We start from the raw sequence: 15154 nt of genomic DNA, 5'->3' as shown, positions 1-15154 counted from the left end.
GCGTGATGGAGTGGGTGCGATCAAGCGCCTGCGTTCCGGCTCCTCCCCCTGCGCGCAGGGGGAGGTTGGGAGGGGGTCGTGAGGCGCGTCAGCGCCGAGCTCGCCGCGTTGCGGCGTCGCGACCCCTCCCCAACCCTCCCCTGCAGGCAGGGGAGGGAGTCACTGCATGTGGAACTGTTGGATCAGAACTCCTGCCAATCCCCGTCCGCGCTGTTCGCGGCGGCGGTGGCGCGGACCTTGCGGGCGGCAGGCTTGGCGGCCGGTGCGGCGGTGCGGGCGCGCGCGGGCTTGGCCTGGGGCATCTCGACCACGGTGGCCTGCGCGGCGCGCACGGCCTGGGCCGAATGCGCCAGGCGGAACACCGCGACCGTCTGCACCAGCTGCTCGGACTGCTGCTCCAGGCTGCGCGCGGCGGCCGACGCCTGTTCGACCAGCGCCGCGTTCTGCTGCGTGCCTTCGTCCATCTGCGTGATCGCGTTGTTGACCTGCTCGATGCCCGAGCTCTGCTCCTGCGACGCCGCCGAGATGTCGGCGATGATGTCGGTGACCTTCTTCACGCTGGTCACGATCTCGTGCATCGTGCGGCCGGCCTGGTCGACCAGCTGGCTGCCTTCCTCGACCTTGCCGACCGAGTCGCCGATCAGCTGCTTGATCTCCTTCGCCGCGTTCGCCGAACGCTGCGCGAGCGAGCGCACTTCACTGGCGACCACCGCGAAACCGCGGCCCTGTTCGCCGGCGCGCGCGGCTTCCACCGCGGCGTTGAGCGCCAGGATGTTGGTCTGGAACGCGATGCCGTCGATCACGCCGATGATGTCGGCGATCTTCTTGGACGACTGGTTGATGGCGTTCATCGTGTTCACGACTTCGCCCACCACCACGCCGCCCTGGCCCGCGACTTCCGCCGCGCTCTGCGCCAGCTGGTTGGCCTGGCGCGCGTTGTCGGCGTTCTGGCGGACCGTGCTGGTCAGCTCTTCCATCGACGAAGCGGTTTCTTCCAGCGACGCGGCCTGCTGCTCGGTGCGCTGCGACAGGTCGTTGTTGCCGGCGGCGATTTCCGCGGCGGCCGAGCTGATGGCGTCCGAACCCTGGCGGATCTGGCCGACGATCTGCGCGAGCTGGTCGACGGTGCGGTTCGCGTCGCTGGCCAAGCGGCCGAACTGGCCCGGCAGTTCCACTTCGACGCGACGGTTGAGGTCGCCATCGGCCACGGCCGACAGCAGCGTGCCGACTTCGTGCAGGCCTTCCTCGGCGGTGGCCATCAGCTGGTTCAGCGACTGCACCACGTCGTGGTAGACGAACTCGAAGCGCGAGGCATCGCCGCGGCGGCTGAAGTCGCCGGCGACAGCGGCGTCGACCAGCGTCTTGATCTCGGCGTTGATCGCGTTCATGCCGTTCTTGACCGAGTCGACGGCATCGGTGATGCGCGCCTTCTGGCCCGGCAGGCGGTCCATGTCGTGCGACAGGTCGCCGCGGGCGTAGGAGGCGACGATCTCGATGGCGCGCGTGTTCACCTGGATGTGCGAATCCACCAGCGTGTTCACTTCACCGGCCATCTGGCCGTAGGCGCCCGGGAAATCCTCGCTGCGCAGGCGGCGGTCGATCTCGCCCGCCTGGTGCGCTTCGAACAGGTCTCGCTGCGCGCCGGCGAAGTTGCGCAGCGTGTTGATGGCGCGCTCCAGGCCGCGCGCGATGTCGCGCACTTCGTCGCGGCTGTCCACGCGCACCGCGTCGGGGAATTCGCCGCGGGCGAGCAGGTCGGAGGCGTCCTGCACTTCCTTCAGCGCCGAACGCGTGCTGCGGCTGAAGCCCAGGAACAGGTACGTGGCCAGCGCGAGGATCAGGATGCACGAGCCCAGCGTCCACGCGGTGCGCTGCTGCAGGCGCGCGATCTCGGTCGTGGCGGCGTGGTTGAGCGAGGTGCTCGACGCCGACAGCGCGGAAGCCAGCGCAAGGCGCGTGGCCTCGGTGCGCGCGGCCATGATCTTCACCGGCAGCACCGGCGTTTCGGCGTCGAGGATGTGCTTCTGGATGTCGGCGTTCTGCTTGGCGACCGCGTCGAGCGCCTTGCGGAACGGCGCGCCCATGCTCGCGCCGAGCGACGCCATTTCTTCCTCGGCGTCCTTGATCTCGATTTCCGAACGCGTGCGGACGTAGTCCTGCATGTTGCGCGAGACGGCCAGGCCGGTGCGGTCGTCGACCCAGATCGCGCCGTCGCCCAGCACGCGCAGCGCGGTGGCGCTCTGCTGCTGGGTGTATTCGGCGAGCGTGGGCACCCACACGGTGGCGGCGCGGCCCATGTAGAGCACGGCGGCGTTCTGCGCCTGTGCCAGGCCGGTTTCGTCGGCGATCAGGCCGTGCACTTCACCGAGCTTGCGCACGGCGGCGGCGTGGTCGGTCGCGGCGGCGGCCGAATCGGCGTGGTCGCCGTTGGCCTTGTCCCACGCGGCGCGCGCGTCCTTCAGCGCGGCCGGCAGCGCCGACTCGGCCAGGTTGCGCGTCTGCCAGGCGGTGAGGGCGTCGAGCTCGCGGTTCACCACCGCGGCCGATTCCTGCAGCGTCTGGTCGGACACTTCGTCCTTGGCGAACTTGCGCACGACCTGCAGCTCGTGCTGCTGGATCGCCAGCATCGCGCGGTGCAGGTGCGACAGGCCCTGGACCGCGTCGCGCTGCTTCGTCGCGGCGTTGACCTCGGCGTTGGAGCGCACCACCAGGATGCCGGCGAGCACGCCGCAGGTGAGCATGAAAGCCGCACCGATGACCATCGCCTTCTGGTTGAAGCGAAGCTGGGACATCAGGCGGGTGGCCGGGGCCAGGAAGCGGTCCAGCAACGTGGCGGACGGCCGGGTGTGGGCAAGCGTGGACATGGATCCTCTCGGGCGGAACGGACCCTTTCGGGTCGACACCCGTTGCATCGGCGCCGCGCGAGGAAACTTTAGTGGATGAAGCCCCTCTCCCGCTGGCGGGAGAGGGGTTGGGGTGAGGGCGAAGGGTGCTTGTCGCGGCCGGTCTGCCCTCATCCGCCTGCCGGCAGGGCCGCTTTCATGGAGGCGGCAGGGAAGGGGCCCTAAAGATTCCGAAAACCCGGCCGATGACCCCGATGTCGCCCGACATCATCCCCAAGGAGTCATCCCATGCGCCGTTCCCTTCTGACCGCCACCGGCCTCGCCGTGCTGGCCCTGTCCTTCGCCGCCCCGGCTTCGGCCGACCTCAAGCCGACCAAGCGCGTCGAGCCGCAGTACCCGGCTGAAGCCGCGCGTGCCGGCACCCAGGGCTTCGTCGAAGTCGAATTCGTCGTGGACGAAGGCGGCAAGGTCGCCAGCGTCTCGGTCGTCAACGCCAAGCCGGCCCGCGTGTTCGAGCAGTCGGCCGTGCGCGCCGTGAAGCAGTGGGAGTTCGCTCCGGGCGGCGGCAAGGGCAAGGTCCGCCTCGACTTCTCGCTGTAAGCGATCGACGGCCTCTCCCGACATCGCCGTTTACAGGAAGGCGCGCCGGAAACGGCGCGCCTTTCTTTTGTCGAAACCGCGCGCGGCTCAGAAGCGGTGCGCGTTCGCGCAGGCGGCGACGTGGTTGTAGTCGCTGGACATGCAGCGGTAGAACGCCTGCTTCTCGCCGGTGGCAGCGGCGCAATCCTGCGGCGTCACTTCGGCCAGCGCCGCGCGCAGCTTGACTGCCTGGGCTTCGAAGCCGGCGCGGTCGATGTAGCCGCCGTCGGCGTTCTTCTGGCCGACTTCGAGCATCGTTTCCAGCCCGTAACGGGCGTTCTCGACGGCCTTGCCGCAGGACAGCTCGACGTCGGTCTCCTGCACCTGCAGCAGCCCCTGGGCGATGCCCTCGACGGTGGCCTGCACGTCGGGCGGGAGCTGTTTCGTTCCGTCGTCCTTCGCGACGGCGGCGAAGGCGCAGGCGAGCAGCAAGCTGGCGAACGACGCACGCAGCGCCGTGGTGATGCGGATGTGGTCCATCGAGTTTTCCCCTGTGCGGCTTCGTGCCGCGAGCGGGGAGCTTAACCCGAGCGTCTGATGGGTCCGCTATGGGGCGTTCTGGCGCTCTGCCGTCCGTAATGCGTCATCGGTCATCCGTCATCCCGGCGAAAGCCGGGATCCAGGCGCGCAACGTTTGGGCTCTAAGAAGTGAACAACCACACCGTCATTCCGGCGAATGCCGGGACCGAGGCCGGTCACGTGTGGGCACTCCGGATGCGACGAACCACCGCACCGTCATTCCAGCGAAAGCTGGAATCCATTTTGATTCCGCGCTCGACGTGAGAAGCAACATCGCAGCGCGGTACGGAAACCGTCGTTTACCGCCACCGCTCCGTTGCCCCTCACCCCAACCCCTCTCCCGGTGGGAGAGGGGCTCAACCGCCGTCCTCCCGGCGAAAGCCGGGATGACGGAGGTCACGTGTGGGCACTCCGGATGCGACGAACCACCGCACCGTCATTCCAGCGAAAGCTGGAATCCATTTTGATTCCGCGCTCGACGTGAGAAGCAACATCGCAGTGCTGTGCGGCAACGGTCGTTCGCCTGTCCCGCTTCGTTGCCCCTCACCCCAACCCCTCTCCCGGTGGGAGAGGGGCTCAACCGCCGTCATCCCGGCGAAAGCCGGGATGACGGAGGTCACGTGTGGGCACTCCGGATGCGACGAACCGCCCCATCGTCATTCCAGCGAAAGCTGGAATCCATTTTGATTCTGCGCTCGGCGTGAGAAGCAACATCGCAGTGCTGTGCGGCAACGGTCGTTCGCCTGTCCCGCTTCGTTGCCCCTCACCCCAACCCCTCTCCCGATGGGAGAGGGGCTTAAAGCACGTCATCCCGGCGAACGCCGGGACCCAGGCGCGCAACGTTCGGGCTCTAGGAAGTGAACAACCACGTCGTCATCCCGGCGAAAGCCGGGATCCAGGCCGGTCACGTGTGGGTACTCTGGCGGCGGTGAACCACCGCACCGTCATTCCAGCGAAAGCTGGAATCCATTTTGATTCCGCGGCTGAGTCACGAAGCAACATCGCAGCGCTGTGCGGCAACGGTTGTTCGCCGCAGAGGCTCCGTTGCCCCTCACCTCACCCCTCTCCCGTGGGGAGAGGGCTTAAAGCACCGTCATTTCGCGAAAGCGGGATCAAACGCCAGCGTCAGACTTCGACACCAACCTCACCGCCGCCCCGCGATCCGCGCCAGTTCCGCGCCCAGGGCAACGGCGCTCGGGCCCGCGCGGCCGACGCGGAACACTGCCACCGCTTCCACCAGCTGCGCGGCCTGCTGTTCCAGGCTGCGGGCAGCCGCGGCGGACTGCTCGACCAGTGCGGCGTTCTGCTGCGTGCCTTCGTCCATCTGCGTGATCGCGCCGTTGACCTGCTCGATGCCCGCCGTCTGTTCGTTCGATGCAGCCGAAATGTCGGCGATGATGTCGCTCACCTTGCGCACGCTGGTCACGATGCCCTGCATCGTGCGACCGGCCTGGTCGACCAGCTGCGTGCCCTGCTGCACTTCCACCACCGAGTCGGTGATCAGCTGCTTGATCTCCTTGGCCGCGTTCGCCGAACGCTGCGCGAGCGAGCGCACCTCGCCGGCGACGACCGCGAAGCCGCGGCCCTGTTCGCCCGCACGCGCGGCTTCGACCGCGGCGTTCAGCGCCAGGATGTTGGTCTGGAACGCGATGCCGTCGATCACGCCGATGATGTCGCCGATGCGGCTGGACGATTCGCTGATCGCGCTCATCGTGCGCACCACGCGGTTGACGATCGCGCCGCCCTCGGACGCGACCTGCGCCGCTTCGCGCGCCAGTTCGTTCGCATCGCGCGCGCTGTCGGCGTTCTGGCGCACGGTGGAGGTCAGTTCCTCCATCGACGAGGCCGTTTCTTCGAGCGCGGCCGCCTGCGATTCGGTGCGTCGCGACAGGTCGTCGTTGCCGGCGGCGATTTCCGACGCCGCGCTGCCGATCGCATCGGCGCCTTCGCGGATGCCGCCCACGATCTGCGCAAGGCGATCCACGGTCTCGTTCGCGTCCTGGCTCATGCGCGCGAACACGCCGTTGAAATCCCCGCGCATCCGCGACTGCAGGTCGCCCTGCGCCAGTCCACGCAGCAGGGACGACAGCGCGGTCAGGTTTCCGTCGGCGGTCGACATGAGGCGATTGAGCGTCTCCACCATCGTGCGGAAATCGTGGTCGAAGCGCGTCGCGTCGCCGCGCGCGGTGAAATCGCCGTCCGCGGCGGCGGCCGAAAGCCGCTGGATTTCCGCGTTGATCGCACGCAGGTTGGCCTTCACCGAATCCATCGTGCGCGTCAGCACGGCCTTCTCGCCGGGCAGGCGGTCCATGTCCTGCGACAGGTCGCCGACCGCGTAGCGCTCCATGATCCGCAGCGCACGCTGGATCGACTCGATGTGCGAGGCGACCAGCCCGTTGGTGTCGCGCACCATCGTGCCGTACGCGCCGGGGAAGGCCGATTCGTCGATGCGGAAGCTGATCTCGCCTTCATCGTGACGGCGCGCCATCTCGCCCTGTGCGAGCGAGTAGTCCTCCAGGCGGCGGCACATGCGCTCGAGCGCCTGCTGCAGCTGGCCGATCTCGTCGCGCTGTTCGGTGTGGATGACGAGGTCGAAGCGTCCGTCGGCCATGGCCTGCGCCGCCTGCGTCGCGCCGCGCACCGAACCGGCGATGTTGCGCGCGATCAGCACGCTCAGCGCGATCACGGCGGCCAGCGCGAAGAACGCGGCGATCAGCAGCGTTCCACCGAACCGCCACGCGCGCGCGGCGATGTCGTCGGTGTACTCGCCGCTGCCGATGACCCAGCCCCAGCGCGGGAGGTGTGCGACGTAGGAGATTTTTTCGACCGGTCCTTCGACGCCGGGCTTGGCCCACTGGTAGTCGACGAAACCGCCGCCGGCGCGCGCGACCTTCGCCATCTCCACGAAGATGCGCTTGCCGTCGGGGCTCACGTAGTCGGTGAGGTCCTTGCCGTCGAGCTGCTTCTGGTGCGGATGCATGAGCATGCGCGGATGCTCGTCGTTGACCCAGAGGTAATCGGTGCCGCCCTTGCTGCGCAGCGTGGAGAGCGCGTGGAGCGCTTCGCGTTTTGCGACGTCCTCTGGAAGCTTGCCGGCCTGTGCGAGGTCGGCGTAGCGCTGCACGAGCGCGAGACCGGCGCCGACACGCGTATGCAGCCGCGCGCGCTCATCGGCGATCTGGCCGTGGTAGTTGCGTTCGACGGCGATGCCGGTGAGCACCACCAGCCCCAGCGACAGCGTGACGATCATCCACGCGAACTTCGCGCGCAGCGAAAGGGAAGAGAAGCGGAACAGGTTCGACATGCACTACACCGCGATTGGTTACTCGACGCGGGAGCGCGTCTTGCACGTGTTATCGGCAGCGGACGCGTTTGATGCAGATCAAATCCGCTGGATTGGGCAAGTTTCTGGCTGAATGGGCGAAGTGGGGTGTGGGTCGCGGTCTTGAAGCGGCGAACCACACTCGTCATTCCAGTGGAAGCTGGAATCCATTTTGCTTCTGCAGCGAACGCACGAAGCAACAGCGCAGCTGTGCGGCGGTGGCTGTTCACCACGGTCGCTCCGTTACCCCTCCCGGCCCGAACGCATAGCGTTCGGGCGTTCGAAGGCGCGCGAACCAGTGGTTCGCGAGCAGCGCCTTCTCACCCCCAACCCCTCTCCCGATGGGAGAGGGGCTCAATGCACCGTCATCCCGGCGAAGGCCGGGATCCAGGCCTGTAGCGTGTGGGCACTCCAGGCGTAAGCGAATGACCACTTCGTCATTCAGCGGAAGCTGGAATCCATTGGCTTTTGCTCTTCGACGTACGAGCAACATCGCAGCGCTGTGCGGCAACCGTCGTTCGCCGGTACGGCTTCGTTGCCCCTCCCCGGCCCGAACGCATAGCGTTCGGGCGTTCGAAGGCGCGCGAACCAGTGGTTCGCAAGCTGCGCCTTCTCACCCCCAACCCCTCTCCCGATGGGAGAGGGGCTCAATGCACCGTCATCCCGGCGAAGGCCGGGATCCAGGCCTGTAGCGTGTGGGCACTCCGGGCGAATGACCGCTTTCGTCATTCCAGCGGAAGCTGGAATCCATTTTGCTTTTGCTGTTCGACGTACGAGCAACATCGCAGCGCTGTGCGGCAATCGCCGTTCGCCGGTACAACTCCGTTGGCCCTCACCCCAACCCCTCTCCCGATGGGAGAGGGGCTCAATGCACCGTCATCCCGGCGAAGGCCGGGATCCAGGCCTATAGCGTGTGGGCACTCGGGGCGTAAGCGAATGACCACTTTCGTCATTCCAGCGAAAGCTGGAATCCATTTGGCTTCTGCACCGAACGTACAAAGCAACAGCGCAGCGCTTTGCGGCAGTGGGTGTTCACCGGTATGGCTTCGTTGCCCCTCACCCCAACCCCTCTCCCGGTGGGAGAGGGGCTATAGGTCAATCATTCGCCGCCCGCAGATACTGCGGCGCGTTCGAACTCAGGCGGAAGGACGCGACGGTCTGCATCAGGTCCGATGCCTGTTCCTCCATGCTGCGGGCGGCGGCGGAGGCTTCCTCGACCAGCGCGGCGTTCTGCTGCGTGCTCTGGTCCATGTGCGCGATGGCCTGGTTGATCTGCTCGATGCCGGCGCTCTGCTGTAGCGTCGCGGCGCTGATGTCGCCGATGAGATCGGCCACGCGCTTCACGCTGCCGACGATCTCGTCCATCGTGCGGCCCGCGCTTTCCACCAGTCGCGTGCCGGCGCCGACGCGTTCGACCGAATCGCCGATGAGGTGCTTGATTTCCTTGGCCGCCGTCGCCGAACGTTGCGCGAGCGAGCGCACTTCGCTGGCGACCACCGCGAATCCGCGGCCCTGTTCGCCTGCGCGTGCGGCTTCCACGGCGGCGTTGAGCGCGAGGATGTTCGTCTGGAACGCGATGCCGTCGATCACGCCGATGATGTCGGCGATCTTCTTCGACGACTGGCTGATCTGCGACATGGTGTCGACCACGCCGTGCACCGCATCGCCGCCGCGCGAGGCGATCACGGTGGCCTCGATCGCCAGCTGGTTCGCCTGGCGCGCGTTGTCGGCGGTGTGGCGCACGGTGCTGGTGATCTCGTCCATCGACGAGGCCGTTTCCTCCAGCGACGCCGCCTGCGATTCGGTGCGCTGCGACAGGTCGGTGTTGCCCGCGGCGATCTCGCGCGCGCCCTCGCCGATGGTGTCGGCGGCGACCTTGATCTGGCCGAGGATGCCGGCCATTGCATCGACCAGCGAGTTGATGCCCTCGCACAGCTGCGCGATCGAACCGGTCTTGTCGGCGGTCTCGATGCGGCGCGTGAGGTCGCCGTCCTTCGCCGCGTTCACCACCACGTGCGTCTGCTCGACCGCGCGCTGCAGCGCCTGCGTGTCGCGCACCTGCGCGGTGATGTCGGCGGCGTACTTGACGACCTTGAACGGCTTTCCGTTCATGTCGAAGATCGGGTTGTACGACGCCTGGATCCACACTTCGCGACCGCCCTTGCCGAGGCGGCGATACACGCCGGCGTCGAACTGTCCGCGACCGAGCTTGGTCCAGAACTCGCGGTACCCGGCGCTGTTGCGGTACGACTCCTCGGCGAACATCGAGTGATGCTGGCCGCGCACTTCGTCCAGCGTGTAGCCCGTGGTGGCCAGGAAGTTCTCGTTCGCCGAGAGGATGCGGCCGGTCAGGTCGAATTCGATCACCGCCTGCGACTTGCTGATCGCCGCCAGCTGCCCGGCGAAATCGGCCGCCTGCATCTTCTGCGCGGTGATGTCGGTGGCGAACTTCACGACCTTGCGCGGACGGCCCGCACTGTCGAACACCGGGTTGTACGAAGCCTGGATCCAGATCTCGCGACCGTCCTTGCCGAAACGGCGGTACTGCCCGGCATCGAATTCGCCGCGCGCGAGCTTGGCCCAGAACGCGCGGTATTCGTCGCTGCCTGCGTGCTCGCGGTCGACGAACATCGAGTGATGGCGGCCCTGGATCTCGTCGAGCCGGTAACCGAGCGTGCGCAGGAAGTTCTCGTTGGCGTGCGTGATCGTGCCGTCGAGGTCGAACTCGATGACCGCCTGCACGCGGTCGATCGCGCGGATGCGGCCTTCCATGTCATGGATGCGCGCGTCGTTGGCGGGCGAGGGCGCGCGGGTGGCGGAGAACGCCGAGACGAGGCGACGGAGAAGCGACGGGGCCGCGGGCACGGAAAGCGCTGCCGCGGCGGGCTGGCGATTGGAACGCATGGCGGGTCCTCTTTATTCCATGTGAAACAAATCGAACGCGCCGCAGATCCCATGCGGCGCAGGACATGGCGTTGATTTGTGGACTCACGAAAGATCGCCCTGGGGGCGGCGGACCTTGGGTGGGGCACAACGCGGCTGGCTTGGCGGATTCGCTCCGCCTGGCGTGCTTTTTGGCGTTGTTTTTGTTTTCGGTACTGCGTGATGCGTGATGCTTTGCTGTTCTGTGTCGCTTCGTGCTGTTGCTAAGCCCCTCTCCCGCGTGCGGGAGAGGGGTTGAGGTGAGGGCAATCCAGCGATGTCGTCCTACTCGCCCTCACCCCAGCCCTCTCCCGCAAGCGGGAGAGGGGGCGTTTCGTTTTAATCATCAAGCCGCGTTCGCGTGCGCGACCAGGCCCATCTCGGCGCTGGTCATCAGCTTCTCGATTTCCAGCAGGATCAGCATGCGCTCGCCGTGCGTGCCGATGCCGGTGATGAACTGGCGGTCGATCGTCGCGCCGATTTCCGGCACCGGGCGGATCTGTTCGGATTCCAGGCGGACCACGTCGGAGACGCTGTCCACGACCATGCCCACGACGCGGTCGGCGACGTTGAGCACGATCATCACCGTCAGCGCGTTGTATTCGGCCTTCGCGAGGCGGAACTTCAGGCGCATGTCGATGACCGGCACGATGGTGCCGCGCAGGTTGATCACGCCCTTGATGTACTCGGGCGCGTCGGGGAGGCGGGTGACGGTGTCGTAGCCGCGGATTTCCTGGACTTTCAGGATCTCCACGCCGTACTCCTCCTCGCCCAGTGCGAAGGTGAGGTACTCGTCGGCCGATTCGATGGTGGCGGTGATGTCGTTCATGTGGGTGTCTCGTTCGTATCCGGTTTGCTGCTGTTCGATCACGCCGCCTGCGGCATGCGCTGCGCCTGCACCAGGCCGCCGACGTCGACGATCAGCGCGACGCGGCCGTCGCCCAGGATCGTCGCGCCGGAAATGCCCTGCACGCGGCGGTAATTGGCTTCCAGGTTCTTCACCACGACCTGCTGCTGGCCGAGCAGTTCGTCCACTTCCAGCGACAGGCGCTGGCCGTCGGCTTCCACCACGACCGCGATGCCGTTGCTGGCGTGGGTGCCCGGCTGCGATCCGGACAGTCCGTACTGCGCGGCGAGGTCCACCAGCGGCAGGTAGTCCTCGCGAACGCGCAGCACGCGCGCCTCGCCGGCGATGGTGCGGATGTCGCCCGCGGCCGGCTGCAGCGATTCGATCACCGAATTCAGCGGCAGGATGAACACTTCGCCGCCGACGGCGACGGTCATGCCGTCGAGGATGGCGAGCGTCAGCGGCAGGCGGATCGACACCGTGGTGCCGGTGCCCTTCTTCGAGCGGATCTCGACCTGGCCGCCGAGCGCGGCGATGTTCTTCTTGACCACGTCCATGCCGACGCCGCGACCGGACAGGTCGGTGAGCTGTTCGGCGGTGGAGAAGCCCGGGTGGAACACGAGGTCCCACACCTGCGCGTCGGTGGGATTGTCGCCGATCGGCAGGCCGCGTTCGGCGGCCTTGCGCAGGATGCGTTCGCGATCCAGGCCGCGGCCGTCGTCGGTGATTTCGATGACGATGTGGCCGCCCTGGTGCTGCGCGTTGAGGCTGATCGTGCCGGTTTCGTCCTTGCCGGCCGCGCGGCGGTCGGCGGGCGATTCCAGGCCGTGGTCGATCGAGTTGCGCACCAGGTGCACGAGCGGATCGACGATCTTCTCGATCACGCCCTTGTCCAGTTCGGTCGCTTCACCGCTGGTGCGCAGGCGCACCTTCTTGTCCAGGCGCGCGGCGAGGTCGCGCACCATGCGCGGGAAGCGGCTGAAGGCGAATTCCACCGGCAGCATGCGCACGCCCATCACGGCTTCCTGCAGGTCGCGCGTGTTGCGGTCGAGCAGTTCCAGGCCGGACAGCAGCAGTTCGTTGGCGACCGGATCCAGCTGCGTGGAGCGCTGGCGCAGCATCGCCTGGGTGATGACGAGTTCGCCCACCAGGTTGATCAGCGCATCGACCTTGTTGACGGCGACGCGGATCGAGGTATCGCCGGCGTCGGCGGTCGTGGCCTTGCGCGCGTCGCTGTTCGCGCGCGTGTCGAGCGCGACGACGTTGTCGCTGTCGACCGGTGCCGGCGGCGGCGCGATGGCGGACGTCGCGGGAATGCCTTCGATCGCCAGTTCGCACTGGTCCTCGACCCACGCGAACGCGTCGTCGATGGCGCTGCGCGGCACGCTGCCGGGCAGCATGAGGTCCCACGCGATGTAGGCTTCGTACGGATCGAGTTCGGAGAACTTCGGCAGCGTGTTGTCGAGCGCGGTGACGCCCAGTTCGCCGTGGGCCGGCCAGTTCGCGCAGGATGCGCAGCGGGTCGTTGCCGGACAGGAACAGCGACGGCGCCGGCTTGAAGCCGATGCGCCACTCGGCGATTTCCGGTTCCTTCGATGCGGCCTTCGTCGTGGCGGCGACTTCGCGGCCCATCATCTTCGCCAGGCCGTCGTGCGCGCGCTTGAGACCTTCGGTGTCGATCGCATCGCCGTGTTCGGCGGCGGCGAGCAGGCCGCGCAGCGCATCGCCCGAGACCAGCAGCGCGCCGATGGCGTCGGCGTCGAGCTGGCGGCGGCCGCTGCGCGCTTCGTCCAGCAGCGTTTCCAGCTGGTGCGTCAGTTCGCTGATGGCGGTGAAGCCGAATGTCGCCGCGCCGCCCTTGATTGAATGCGCGGCGCGGAAGACGACGTTGATGGTCTCGCCGTCGGCCGAGCCGGATTCCATCGCGAGCAGGCCCGCCTCCATGGCATCGAGGTTTTCGCGGCTTTCCTCGAAGAAGGCGGCGTGGAAGCGGGTGATGTCCATCGTGACGGCTCGGTTGGTCGGATCAGGCGGAAGGACGGAGACGGATCAGCCCAGGACCTTGCGGACCGTGGCGAGCAGCTGCTCCGGATCGAACGGCTTGACCAGCCAGCCGGTCGCGCCGGCGGCCTTGCCTTCGGCCTTCTTGTCGCCGCCGGATTCGGTGGTGAGCATCAGCAGCGGCGTGAAGCGGTAGTCCGGCAGCTGGCGCAGCTGGCGGATCAGTTCGATGCCGTCCATGCGCGGCATGTTCACGTCGGTCACCACGGCGTCGAAACGCTGGGTCTTGGCGACGTCGAGCGCGGCCTGGCCGTCCTCGGCTTCGCGGACGTTGAAGCCGCCGCCGGTCAGGGCGAAGGCGACCATCTGCCGCATGGAGGTGGAGTCGTCGACGATCAGCAGGTTCTTGGACATCGTGGCCGGCTTCTGTTGGAAGTTGAAAGGAGAGGTGGGGATGGGGTCAGGCGGTCGGCGCGTCGACGCCGAGGCTCTTGGCGAGCGCGAGCTGGCGCGCGGCGTCGGCGAGCACCGGCGATGCGCCGGTCACGACCGTCGCGAGGCCAAGCGCGGCGCGTTCGCGCACGAAGGCATGGAGCATCTGCAGCCCGGCCGTGTGCACGCGCTCGACGGCATCGCCGGTGAGCGACAGCGGTTCGGCGTCCTCCAGGTGCGGGCGCAGCGCGGCCTGCAGGTCGGCGACGTGTTCGATGCCGAGGTCGGAGGGTAGGGACAGTGCGTTCATGGCTGTGTGCGGTTCGCCGTGGTCATTCGAAGGGGATAACGGCGCGGGAAGCGGGGACTTGAGCGGCGGCGTGGCGGGCGTTGTGGCCGGGCTTCGCTGGGCGTCCGTGGGCCGCGGTGTAGCCCCTCTCCCGCTTGCGGGAGAGGGGTTGGGGTGAGGGCAGGCACCCGCTCCGCTCGCCCTCATCCGCCCTTCGGGCACCTTCTCCCGCACGCGGGAGAAGGGAGCAGCAAATGCCTGCCATCACCCAAACAACGCATTCGCATCCAGCAACACCGTCGGCTTCGCCACCACGCGCGCCACGCCGACGATCGCCCGCGACGGCGAGGCCATCAGCGGCGGTTCGATGCGGTCGGGGCCCAGCGTCACGACGTCGTCCACCGCGCTCACCAGCGCGCCGATCAGTTCGTTGTCGCGTTCCACCACGACGATGCGCGCGCGCTCGTCGGGCGTGACGCGACCGGTGCCCAGCCACAGGCCCAGGTCGAACACCGGCACGATGCGGCCGCGCAGGTTCATCGCGCCCAGCACCGACGGCGCGGCGCCGCGCATGGCGACGATCGGCACGGTGCGGCCGACTTCCTGCACGCGCAGCAGTTCGACGGCGTAGCTGTCCTCGCCCACGGCCACGCGCAGCCAGCGGTGCGTGGTCGTCACCGTCGGCATCAGCGCGGGCGGCGTCACTTCGACCGGGCGCAGGCCGCGCGCCTCGGCCGGTGGCATCGCGTTGCGCGGCGCGGCCGGTGCCGGCCGCGGCGCTGCGACAGGCGTCGGCGGCGCGGGCGGCGGCGACGGTTCGGCCATGGCCGCGGCGAAGAGCGGATCGGATTCGAGTTCGGCGAGCAGGCCCGGATCGATGCCCGGAATGTCGGGCCTCGAGGTTTCGTTCGACGCCAGCATCGCGGCGAACAGCGGATCGGAATCCAGTTCGGCCAGCAGGCCCGGATCGATCTGCGGCATCGCGGGCGCGACGTCGTTCGCGACCGCGGGTGGCAGCGCGGCGAACAGGGGGTCGTTGTCGAGCTCGGCGAGCAGGCCCGCGTCGATGAGCGGCACCGCGGACGTTTGGGGTGCTGGCGCCGCGAACAGCGGATCCGAATCCAGCTCCGCCAGCAGGTTCGCATCGATGCCGGGCGGCAGCGCGACCGGTGCCGGAATGTCGGCATCGACCGGATCCAGAGCGGGCTCATCGACCGCCGCCATCACCGGCGCGTTCGCCGCGACGGGCGCGGGCGCGACCGCGTCGACGTTGAGGTCGAGCAGTTCGTCGAGGTAGGCGTCGAGGGCGGGGTGGTTCATGTCAGATGTCCAGCAAAGAG

General features: G+C 67.8%; 9 protein-coding genes and 1 pseudogene. 1 reads left to right on the top strand and 9 read right to left on the bottom strand.

All coding sequences use genetic code 11. The features are described 5' to 3' along the window. Positions 1-182 precede the first annotated feature (182 nt). Entirely contained in the window at positions 183-2864 is a 2682-nt protein-coding gene (locus ABIE51_RS16945; protein WP_269750030.1) for a methyl-accepting chemotaxis protein, read from the bottom strand. A gap of 267 nt (positions 2865-3131) precedes the next feature. Between ABIE51_RS16945 and ABIE51_RS16940 the strand changes: the two genes are divergently transcribed. Beyond that, complete coding sequence (locus ABIE51_RS16940; protein WP_115844936.1) at positions 3132-3443, top strand: energy transducer TonB; 312 nt, start codon at positions 3132-3134, stop codon at positions 3441-3443. Positions 3444-3530: 87 nt separating this feature from the next. Here the strand turns inward: ABIE51_RS16940 and ABIE51_RS16935 are convergent, their stop codons facing one another. The 8 genes and pseudogenes from ABIE51_RS16935 to ABIE51_RS16900 all read right to left on the bottom strand — a co-directional run bounded on the left by ABIE51_RS16935 (position 3531) and on the right by ABIE51_RS16900 (position 15134). After that, positions 3531-3962, bottom strand: coding sequence for a hypothetical protein (locus ABIE51_RS16935; RefSeq protein ID WP_192631553.1), 432 nt, complete (start codon positions 3960-3962; stop codon positions 3531-3533). A 1183-nt stretch (positions 3963-5145) separates the two neighbouring features. Next, a complete protein-coding gene (locus ABIE51_RS16930; RefSeq protein WP_192631552.1) occupies positions 5146-7305 on the bottom strand; it encodes a methyl-accepting chemotaxis protein in 2160 nt (719 codons plus the stop codon). A gap of 1113 nt (positions 7306-8418) precedes the next feature. Continuing rightward, positions 8419-10227: a methyl-accepting chemotaxis protein gene (locus ABIE51_RS16925; protein WP_354504575.1), complete on the bottom strand. Its 1809-nt coding sequence runs from the start codon at positions 10225-10227 to the stop codon at positions 8419-8421. A gap of 364 nt (positions 10228-10591) precedes the next feature. Beyond that, a complete protein-coding gene (locus tag ABIE51_RS16920; RefSeq protein ID WP_115844928.1) occupies positions 10592-11074 on the bottom strand; it encodes a chemotaxis protein CheW in 483 nt (160 codons plus the stop codon). Positions 11075-11112: 38 nt separating this feature from the next. Next, positions 11113-13096, bottom strand: a pseudogene (locus ABIE51_RS16915) (chemotaxis protein CheA). 45 nt (positions 13097-13141) lie between these two features. Further along, positions 13142-13507, bottom strand: a complete 366-nt coding sequence (locus ABIE51_RS16910; RefSeq protein ID WP_115844924.1) for a response regulator — start codon at positions 13505-13507, stop codon at positions 13142-13144. 46 nt (positions 13508-13553) lie between these two features. Next, positions 13554-13835, bottom strand: a complete 282-nt coding sequence (locus ABIE51_RS16905; RefSeq protein WP_115844922.1) for an STAS domain-containing protein — start codon at positions 13833-13835, stop codon at positions 13554-13556. Between the two features lie 243 nt (positions 13836-14078). Further along, positions 14079-15134 (bottom strand): chemotaxis protein CheW, encoded by a 1056-nt coding sequence (locus tag ABIE51_RS16900; protein WP_192631550.1) that lies wholly within the window; start codon positions 15132-15134, stop codon positions 14079-14081. Positions 15135-15154: the final 20 nt, after the last annotated feature.

Source organism: Lysobacter sp. OAE881, from assembly GCF_040546665.1.
In the GTDB taxonomy this organism is placed as follows: Bacteria; Pseudomonadota; Gammaproteobacteria; order Xanthomonadales; family Xanthomonadaceae; genus Lysobacter_J; species Lysobacter_J soli.
The sequence above is the reverse complement of the archived record's forward strand: the minus strand, read 5'-3'. Positions and strand labels throughout refer to the sequence as shown.

Excerpts from the sequence above, each read along its gene's own strand:
- ABIE51_RS16935 (WP_192631553.1), bottom strand. The coding sequence starts at position 3,962 with ATGGACCACATCCGCATCACCACGGCGCTGCGTGCGTCGTTCGCCAGC.
- ABIE51_RS16905 (WP_115844922.1), bottom strand. The coding sequence starts at position 13,835 with ATGAACGCACTGTCCCTACCCTCCGACCTCGGCATCGAACACGTCGCC.
- ABIE51_RS16900 (WP_192631550.1), bottom strand. The coding sequence starts at position 15,134 with ATGAACCACCCCGCCCTCGACGCCTACCTCGACGAACTGCTCGACCTC.
- ABIE51_RS16920 (WP_115844928.1), bottom strand. The coding sequence starts at position 11,074 with ATGAACGACATCACCGCCACCATCGAATCGGCCGACGAGTACCTCACC.
- ABIE51_RS16945 (WP_269750030.1), bottom strand. The coding sequence starts at position 2,864 with ATGTCCACGCTTGCCCACACCCGGCCGTCCGCCACGTTGCTGGACCGC.
- ABIE51_RS16940 (WP_115844936.1), top strand. The coding sequence starts at position 3,132 with ATGCGCCGTTCCCTTCTGACCGCCACCGGCCTCGCCGTGCTGGCCCTG.
- ABIE51_RS16910 (WP_115844924.1), bottom strand. The coding sequence starts at position 13,507 with ATGTCCAAGAACCTGCTGATCGTCGACGACTCCACCTCCATGCGGCAG.
- ABIE51_RS16930 (WP_192631552.1), bottom strand. The coding sequence starts at position 7,305 with ATGTCGAACCTGTTCCGCTTCTCTTCCCTTTCGCTGCGCGCGAAGTTC.
- ABIE51_RS16925 (WP_354504575.1), bottom strand. The coding sequence starts at position 10,227 with ATGCGTTCCAATCGCCAGCCCGCCGCGGCAGCGCTTTCCGTGCCCGCG.